Source organism: Jeotgalibacillus haloalkalitolerans (assembly GCF_034427455.1).
Taxonomy (GTDB): domain Bacteria; phylum Bacillota; class Bacilli; order Bacillales; family Jeotgalibacillaceae; genus Jeotgalibacillus; species Jeotgalibacillus haloalkalitolerans.
Genome location: NZ_JAXQNN010000008.1, coordinates 71801 through 80443, shown reverse-complemented (window position 1 = coordinate 80443; position 8643 = coordinate 71801). Strand labels below are relative to the sequence as shown.

General features: G+C 46.3%; 7 protein-coding genes. All 7 read left to right on the top strand.

The genetic code is table 11. The annotated features are described in order from the left end of the window. Window positions 1-354: 354 nt before the first annotated feature. Complete coding sequence (locus tag UFB30_RS16050) at window positions 355-816, top strand: CtsR family transcriptional regulator (RefSeq protein WP_322422693.1); 462 nt, start codon at window positions 355-357, stop codon at window positions 814-816. A gap of 21 nt (window positions 817-837) precedes the next feature. Next, window positions 838-1383: a protein-arginine kinase activator protein McsA gene (gene mcsA, locus UFB30_RS16045; RefSeq protein WP_322422692.1), complete on the top strand. Its 546-nt coding sequence runs from the start codon at window positions 838-840 to the stop codon at window positions 1381-1383. Next, window positions 1373-2452 carry a protein-arginine kinase McsB gene (gene mcsB / locus UFB30_RS16040; RefSeq protein ID WP_322422691.1) on the top strand — a complete coding sequence of 360 codons (1080 nt, stop codon included), beginning with the start codon at window positions 1373-1375 and terminating at the stop codon, window positions 2450-2452. The genes mcsA and mcsB overlap by 11 nt, the downstream gene beginning before the upstream one ends. Then, window positions 2449-4887 (top strand): ATP-dependent protease ATP-binding subunit ClpC, encoded by a 2439-nt coding sequence (gene clpC, locus UFB30_RS16035; RefSeq protein ID WP_322422690.1) that lies wholly within the window; start codon window positions 2449-2451, stop codon window positions 4885-4887. Before mcsB ends, clpC begins: the two co-directional genes overlap by 4 nt. Before the next feature lie 61 nt (window positions 4888-4948). After that, window positions 4949-6325 carry a DNA repair protein RadA gene (radA, locus tag UFB30_RS16030; protein ID WP_322422689.1) on the top strand — a complete coding sequence of 459 codons (1377 nt, stop codon included), beginning with the start codon at window positions 4949-4951 and terminating at the stop codon, window positions 6323-6325. 3 nt (window positions 6326-6328) lie between these two features. After that, entirely contained in the window at window positions 6329-7393 is a 1065-nt protein-coding gene (disA, locus tag UFB30_RS16025) for a DNA integrity scanning diadenylate cyclase DisA (RefSeq protein ID WP_322422688.1), read from the top strand. A gap of 137 nt (window positions 7394-7530) precedes the next feature. After that, window positions 7531-8631, top strand: a complete 1101-nt coding sequence (locus UFB30_RS16020; protein WP_322422687.1) for a PIN/TRAM domain-containing protein — start codon at window positions 7531-7533, stop codon at window positions 8629-8631. Window positions 8632-8643: the final 12 nt, after the last annotated feature.

The window sequence follows — 8643 nt, the reverse complement described above, 5'->3', positions numbered from 1 at the left end:
GCGGATGTGAATTCCTTCAATCTGAAAGTTATTTCATCAGCCCTGCGTTGGATTCCTTCAATATATGATTTATTTCCCTCAATCCTTAAAAAGATTCCCTCATCATTCTAATCACTACGCCTAAATCCATCATCTATAGACATATTTCCATCACCAATCTCAGCTATTCCTTCAGTTAAAAAACAATTCCCTCATTTCTCCCTCAATCTCCTGCCCATCCGTTCATCCACCAGCAATCTATACCAAATCCCTTTACATAATTAAGTATCCCACCCCCTCAATTGCACATAAACTGAACTATGTTGTATAATCATAGTCAAAGATAGTCAAAGTCAAGGTGAGGGAGGTGGCAATGTGAAAAATATTTCGGATGTGATTGAAAACTATTTAAAAGAGGTTTTAGAAAAGAGCGGCAGTGAAATAGTGGAGATAAAGCGGAGTGAGATTGCTGAGCGCTTCCAGTGTGTGCCCTCTCAGATTAATTATGTAATGAAAACCCGCTTTACGATTGAAAGTGGCTATGTTGTGGAGAGTAAGCGTGGCGGTGGAGGGTATATACGTATTATAAAAGTAAAAAGTCATGATCATGCGCATTTAATTGATCAGATTTTAGATATTCTTCAGCCGGCGGTTTCACAGGCTGCTGCTGAGAGTGTGGTTTTCAGATTAATTGATGAAGGTGTGATTTCCAAACGGGAAGCGAAGCTGATGCTGAGTGCGATGGACCGGTCCACGTTGAATGTGCCTCTGCCTGTAAGGGATGAGGTGCGGGGCCGGATCCTGACTGCTATGCTGACTGTTTTAAAATATCAATAAGGTCGCGGGGTGATCGAGATGATGTGTGAGCAATGCCAGGAGCGGCCTGCTGCTGTTCATTTAAAAAATGTAGTGAACGGGAAGAAGACAGAGGTTCATTTGTGTGAAGTGTGTGCTCAGGATAAGGGCGAGGCATTTATGAATGATGATGGTGCTTTTTCTTTTAATCATTTGCTGGCGGGACTGTTGAATGTGTCTCCGGTGATGAAGCAGAGTCAGCCGCAGAAGAGCAGACGGCAGCCGGTTGAGTGCAGTGGCTGTCAGATGACGTTTGATCAGTTTTTAAAGATTGGGAAGTTTGGCTGTCCGAAGTGCTATGAATCCTTCAGAGAGCAGCTGCCGCCAATTTTAAAAAGGCTGCACAGCGGTAATACTGTTCATCAGGGGAAGCTTCCTGAACGTCAGGGCGGTACGATTCATATGAAGCGGAAGGTAACGGAGCTCCGTTCAGATCTGAAGGCTTTAATTGAGCAGGAAGAGTTTGAACAGGCGGCTGAGATCCGTGATCAGATTCGTTCACTTGAAGCTGAGATTCGTGATGAAGGGGGCGGTGCTGATGAGTCTTGAGAAGTTTTTGAGCCAGGCGGTCAGTTCCTGGATGAATGAGGATGGCCCTTCTTCAGAGATTGTGCTGTCCACCAGGATCAGGCTGGCACGGAATCATCATCAGTATGCGTTTCCGACTGTATTTACAAAGGAAGAAGCTCAGCAGACTGCAGAGGCAGTTGGTGCTGCAGTGCGACAAGCAGGGTATCCGCTTGAGGAGCTGAAGATGGAAGATCTGCAGGGGCTCGAGAAAAGAGTGCTTGTAGAGAAGCATCTGATCAGTCCGAACCTGGCAGAGGATTCAGGTTCTTCTTCTGTATGGCTGTCAGATGATGAGGATATCAGTCTGATGGTGAATGAAGAGGATCATTTGCGGATCCAGTGCCTGTTTCCGGGACTCCAGCTGAAGGAAGCACTGCGAAAGGCGCTTGAGATCGATGATGCGATTGAACAGCATTTTGATTATGCATTTGATGAGAACTTTGGTTATTTGACGACCTGCCCGACAAATGTTGGGACGGGATTGCGTGCATCTGTTATGATGCATTTACCAGGATTAATGATGACGCACCAGATGAACCGGATTATTCCTGCAATTGGACAATTTGGTCTTGTAGCGAGAGGAATTTACGGTGAGGGTAGCGAAGCTTTAGGTAACATCTTTCAGATCTCCAACCAGACGACACTCGGGAAGTCAGAGGAAGATATTACGGAGGACCTGCTGCATGTGGTGGATCAGATTATTGCGCAGGAAAAGTCGGCCAGGGAAGCGCTGGTCAAGTCATCAGGTATTCAGCTTGAAGACAGGGTTTTCCGTTCATACGGAACACTTCGTTACAGCCGCGTGATTGAGTCAAAGGAAGCGGCAAAGTGCCTGTCGGATGTGCGTCTTGGCATTGATCTCGGATTTATTGAAAATGTGTCAAGAAGCATTTTAAATGAGCTGATGATTTTAACGCAGCCAGGATTTTTACAGCAGTATGCAGGAGGTTTCCTGCGTCCTGTGGAAAGAGATATCAGGCGGGCTTCGCTGATCCGCGAGCGTCTGGAGATGGATGTAAGTAAAGATAAAGGAGGATCAGACATATGATGTTTGGACGATTCACAGAGAGAGCACAAAAAGTATTAGCATTGGCACAGGAAGAGGCGATCCGTCTTTCCCATTCAAATATCGGTACTGAACATATCCTTCTTGGTCTCGTTCGTGAAGGGGAGGGCATTGCATCGAAAGCACTGCAGACGCTTAACCTGAGCACAACGAAAATTCAGGAAGAAGTGGAAGAGTTAATCGGTAAGGGGACAGAACAGTCACCAAGCGTTCACTATACACCAAGAGCAAAGAAAGTCATTGAGCTTTCAATGGATGAAGCGCGTAAGCTTGGTCATTCTTATGTAGGAACTGAGCATATTCTGCTTGGTCTGATCCGTGAAGGAGAAGGTGTGGCAGCCCGCGTACTGAATAATTTAGGTGTCAGCCTGAATAAAGCACGCCAGCAGGTACTCCAGCTTCTTGGCAGTAATGAAGCAGGCGGTCAGCAGGCTTCAAATGCAAGTGCGAATACACCGACACTTGATGGACTTGCGCGTGACCTGACAGTAATTGCGCGTGAAGGCAGCCTTGATCCGGTAATCGGCAGAAGCAAGGAAATCCAGCGTGTGATTGAAGTATTAAGCCGCCGTACAAAGAACAACCCGGTATTAATCGGGGAGCCTGGTGTCGGTAAAACAGCGATCGCAGAGGGTCTTGCACAGCAGATTGTACAAAATGAAGTGCCTGAAATTCTTCGCGATAAGCGCGTGATGACGCTTGATATGGGTACAGTCGTTGCAGGAACAAAATACCGCGGTGAGTTTGAAGACCGTCTGAAAAAAGTGATGGATGAAATCCGCCAGGCAGGTAACGTGATTCTGTTTATCGATGAGCTTCATACGCTGATTGGTGCAGGTGGAGCAGAGGGTGCAATTGATGCATCCAACATCCTGAAGCCATCCCTTGCACGTGGTGAACTGCAGTGTATCGGTGCGACAACACTTGATGAGTACCGTAAGTATATCGAAAAGGATGCAGCGCTTGAGCGTCGTTTCCAGCCGATTCAGGTTGATGAGCCGACAGCTGAAGAGTCTGTGCTGATTTTAAAAGGACTGCGTGACCGTTATGAAGCGCACCACCGTGTATCCATTACAGATGCAGCGATTGAAGCAGCGGTGAAAATGTCAGACCGTTATATTTCTGACCGCTTCCTGCCGGATAAGGCGATTGATTTAATTGATGAAGCAGGTTCGAAAGTACGCCTGCGTTCATATACAACACCTCCAAACCTGAAGGAGCTTGAAGCTAAGCTTGAAGGCATCCGTAAAGAAAAGGATGCAGCTGTTCAGAGTCAGGAGTTTGAAAAAGCGGCTTCTCTTCGTGATTCAGAGCAGAAGACGAAAGAAAAGCTTGAAGAAACGAAGAAAGAATGGAAAGAAAAGCAGGGTCAGGAAAACACTGAAGTCACAGTCGAGGATATCGCGCACGTTGTGTCTACGTGGACGGGTGTACCGGTATCACGTCTTGCTGAGACTGAAACGCAGAAGCTTCTGCACCTTGAGGATTCACTTCATGGCCGCGTCATTGGTCAGGAAGATGCGGTTACAGCGATTGCGAAAGCAGTACGCCGTGCACGTGCAGGACTGAAGGATCCGAAGCGTCCAATTGGTTCATTTATTTTCCTTGGGCCAACCGGTGTCGGTAAAACAGAGCTTGCCCGCGCACTTGCTGAATCAATGTTCGGTGAAGAGGATGCAATGATCCGTATTGATATGTCTGAGTATATGGAAAAGCACTCGACATCACGTCTTGTCGGTTCACCTCCAGGCTATGTGGGATATGAAGAAGGCGGTCAGCTGACTGAAAAAGTTCGCCGTAAGCCTTACTCAGTCGTCCTGCTTGATGAAATCGAAAAAGCACACCCTGATGTATTTAACATCCTGCTGCAGGTGCTTGAGGATGGACGCCTGACGGACTCTAAGGGGCGTACAGTCGACTTCCGTAACGTTGTCCTGATCATGACATCCAACGTTGGTGCAAGCGCACTGAAGCAGAACCGTCATGTAGGGTTTGCAGTACAGGATTCCAACCAGGATTATAAGGATATGAAAGGCAAAGTGCTTGAAGAATTGAAGCGTGCGTTCCGTCCTGAATTCCTGAACAGAATTGATGAAACCATCGTCTTCCATTCGCTTGAGAAGAGCCACCTGAAGCAGATTGTTTCACTTATGGCTGGCGAGCTTGTGAAGCGACTGAAGGAAAAAGACATTGAGCTTGTCATTACTGAAGCGGCAAAAGAAAAAATTTCAGATGAAGGATTCGATCCGGAATATGGTGCACGTCCACTGCGCCGTGCGATTCAAAAGCATATCGAGGACCGTCTGTCTGAAGAGCTGTTAAAAGGTAATGTGCTTGAAGGCTATAAGGTGGAAATTGATTATAAAGACGGTGAATTTACCGTTTCACGTAAAGAAGAAGTAGATGTAACGCAATAATGTCAGAAGGTGCACGTGTGAAAGGCAGTCACGTGCACCTTTTTTAACGGAGGTAATTGGTTTGGCCAAAAAGAAATCCAAGTTTATGTGTAACTCATGCGGGTATGAATCTGCTAAGTGGATGGGAAAATGCCCGGGCTGCGGTGAGTGGAACACGATGGTGGAGGATGTGACGATCACCGGTAAGCAGCCGAGAAAGTCGTTCACGCATACGCCGGAAGGAAGTCAGTCGAAGGCGACGCCGCTGATTAAAGTGGAAACACGTGAAGAAACGCGTGTCATGACAAAGATGCAGGAATTAAACCGTGTGCTTGGTGGAGGAGTTGTGCCTGGTTCGATGGTGCTGATCGGGGGAGATCCCGGAATCGGTAAGTCTACGCTGCTGCTTCAGGTTTCCTCACAGCTTGCAGAGACGAAGAATAAAGTGCTGTATATTTCAGGTGAGGAATCAATTAAGCAGACGAAGCTTCGCGCCGACCGTCTGAGCGTGACATCTGAAGAACTGATGATCTATGCAGAAACAAATCTCGAGTCGATTCACCACTCCATTGAGCAGGTATCCCCTGATTTTGTCATCATTGATTCAATCCAGACCGTCTATCATCCTGAAGTCACATCAGCACCCGGAAGCGTCACGCAGGTGCGTGAGTGTACGGCGGAGCTGATGCGCATTGCTAAAACGAAAAATATTGCGATTTTCATTGTTGGACACGTCACTAAAGAAGGCTCAATTGCAGGTCCGAGAATTTTAGAGCATATGGTTGATACCGTGCTTTATTTTGAAGGGGAACGTCACCATACGTACCGGATTCTGCGGGCTGTGAAAAATCGTTTTGGTTCAACGAATGAAATGGGTATTTTTGAAATGCGTGAAGAGGGCTTAAGAGAGGTTGGAAATCCATCTGAGATCTTCCTTGAAGAGCGCTCTCAGGGTGCAGCAGGCTCAACAGTTGTTGCTTCAATGGAAGGAACGCGGCCGATTCTCGTTGAAATTCAGGCGCTAGTCACACCGACAAGTTTTAACAATCCGAGAAGAATGGCAACCGGGATTGATCAGAACCGCGTGTCGCTTTTGATGGCTGTACTTGAAAAGCGTGTCGGGTTAATGCTGCAGACGCAGGATGCTTATTTAAAAGTGGCAGGCGGGGTGAAGCTGGATGAGCCGGCAGTTGACCTGGCTGTACTCGTTAGTATTGCCTCAAGCTACCGTGATCAGCCGCCAAAGCCGTTTGATTGTATGATCGGTGAGGTTGGATTAACAGGTGAGGTACGCCGCGTCTCAAGAATTGAACAACGCGTCCAGGAAGCGGCAAAGCTCGGGTTTAAACGGGTGATTATACCTGAAAATAATATCGGGGGCTGGACATTTCCTGAAGGTATTGAAGTCGTCGGCGTATCAAATGTGGCGGAAGCACTAAAGAAAACACTGGAGGGATAAACCATGGATAATCGGAGAAGAAAGCGTCCGTCAGCTGATATTATTCAGCTCGTGGCACCGGGGACACCTTTTAGAGAGGGAATAGATAATGTCTTGCGTGCCGGGACAGGCGGCCTGATTGTAGTTGGCTGTAATGATAAGATGAAGCCGCTTGTAGACGGGGGCTTTCAGATCCATTGTCCATTTTCCCCAACGTATCTGTATGAGCTTGCAAAGATGGATGGGGCGATTATCCTCAATGAGTCAGGCAGTAAAATCCTGATTGCGAACGCGCAGCTGAATCCGAGTCCGATGATTCCCTCGTCAGAGACAGGGATGCGTCACCGGACAGCGGAGCGGGTAGCGAGAGAGACAGATTCTCTTGTAATTGCTATTTCCCAAAGACGGAACGTGATCACGCTTTATAAAGGGACTTACCGCTATGCACTGAAGGAAATTGCAGTCATTCTTGCTAAAGCGAATCAGGCGCTGCAGACACTTGAAAAATATCGCACAGTGCTTGATCAGAGTCTTTCTCATTTAACACTGCTTGAGTATGAGGAAGCCGTCACGTATAACGATGTCTTACAGGTCGTTCACCGCTTTGAAATGGTGATCCGGATTAAAAATGAGCTCCTGCTTTACCTGAATGAACTCGGTTCTGAAGGCAGGCTGGTGCGGCTGCAGCTGAATGAATTGCTTTCTGACCTTGAAAAGGAAGCGGTGATGGTGATGCGCGACTATGCCTGCGCTGATAATGCTCCTGCTCAGGATATGTACAGCTCATTTTCTGAAGCGGTATCTTCAGAAGTGATGGAGGATGAATCCATCATGAAGTTACTTGGCCATCCATCTTCTACAGAATATGAAAGTCAGGCTGAACCAAGAGGTTATCGCGTGCTGAATAAAATCCCGCGTCTGCCGCTCACGATCATTGAAAACATAATCGGAGATTTCGGCACACTTGATAAATTAAAGCAGGCAACTGTAGAAGAACTTGATGAGGTTGATGGTATCGGTGGTATACGGGCGAGAAAAATAAAGCAGGGTCTGAAATCAGTGAAAGAGCAGTCTTTAGCAGACCACTAACAAAAAATGGTTTGTAAGCATTTGCATTGTATGATAGAATATTTTGTTTTTGTTTAAATTGACTTGCTTATTGTACTCATGCTACTCTTTTCACAAGCTTTACTGATAGAAAATTTTTCATCTGAGGAGGTGAAGGGATGCTAAAACGAATTATTCAAATCTGTTTCCTTATTGTCGGCGGAACATTAGGCGTATTTTTATTACCTGAATTAGTCCTTATACCTTTTAATCTTGATTATGCACTTTTAAACAACCCTTATGTAACCGCGATTTTGGGAGCCATCATTTTTTATGCAATAACGTTCTGGGCGATTAAGTATGTCGTTAATTTTATTAAATGGGCAGAAGATTCCCTTATTAAAGCGCCGGTCACTGATATTTTATTTGGCGCACTCGGGCTCATTATCGGTCTGATTACTGCTTTCCTTCTGGGGGTGGCAGTCAATGATATTGAGATTCCGATCGTCAATACGGTTGTACCGATTCTGCTCACGCTGATTCTTGGGTATCTCGGATTTCAGGTCGGATTTACGAAAAGAGATGAACTGGTTCACTTATTCTCAAGGGGCGGTTCAACTAAGAAGCTGGAAGAGTCAGCTGCAAAGGAAGTCAGTGATGTGCCGGCTTCAAAGCGTCATAAAATCCTCGATACGAGTGTAATTATTGACGGCCGGATTGCTGATATTTGTCAGACAGGCTTTTTAGACGGAGAGATTGTCATTCCTCAGTTCGTACTCGGGGAGCTCCAGCATATCGCAGATTCATCAGATGCCCTGAAGCGTAACAGAGGGCGCAGGGGGCTTGATATTTTAAAAAGGATCCAGCGTGATATCCCGATTCAGGTTACGATTTATGAAGGTGACTTTGAAGACATCCAGGAAGTTGACAGCAAACTTGTCAAACTTGCGAAAGTACTGAACGGGATTGTCGTAACGAATGATTTTAACTTAAATAAAGTATGTGAGCTGCAGGATGTGCAGGTATTAAATATTAACGATTTAGCCAATGCGGTGAAGCCGGTTGTGCTTCCGGGTGAAGTGCTGAATGTGCAGATGATTAAAGACGGGAAAGAGCAGAATCAGGGAATTGCCTATCTTGATGATGGCACGATGATTGTTGTGGAAGACGGTAAAAACTTTATCGGGAAGCAGATTGATGTGATTGTCACAAGTGTGCTTCAGACATCTGCAGGCCGCATGATTTTTGCTAAGCCAAAGTCTTATGAGAAAGCGTTGTAAAAGGAGTCTTAC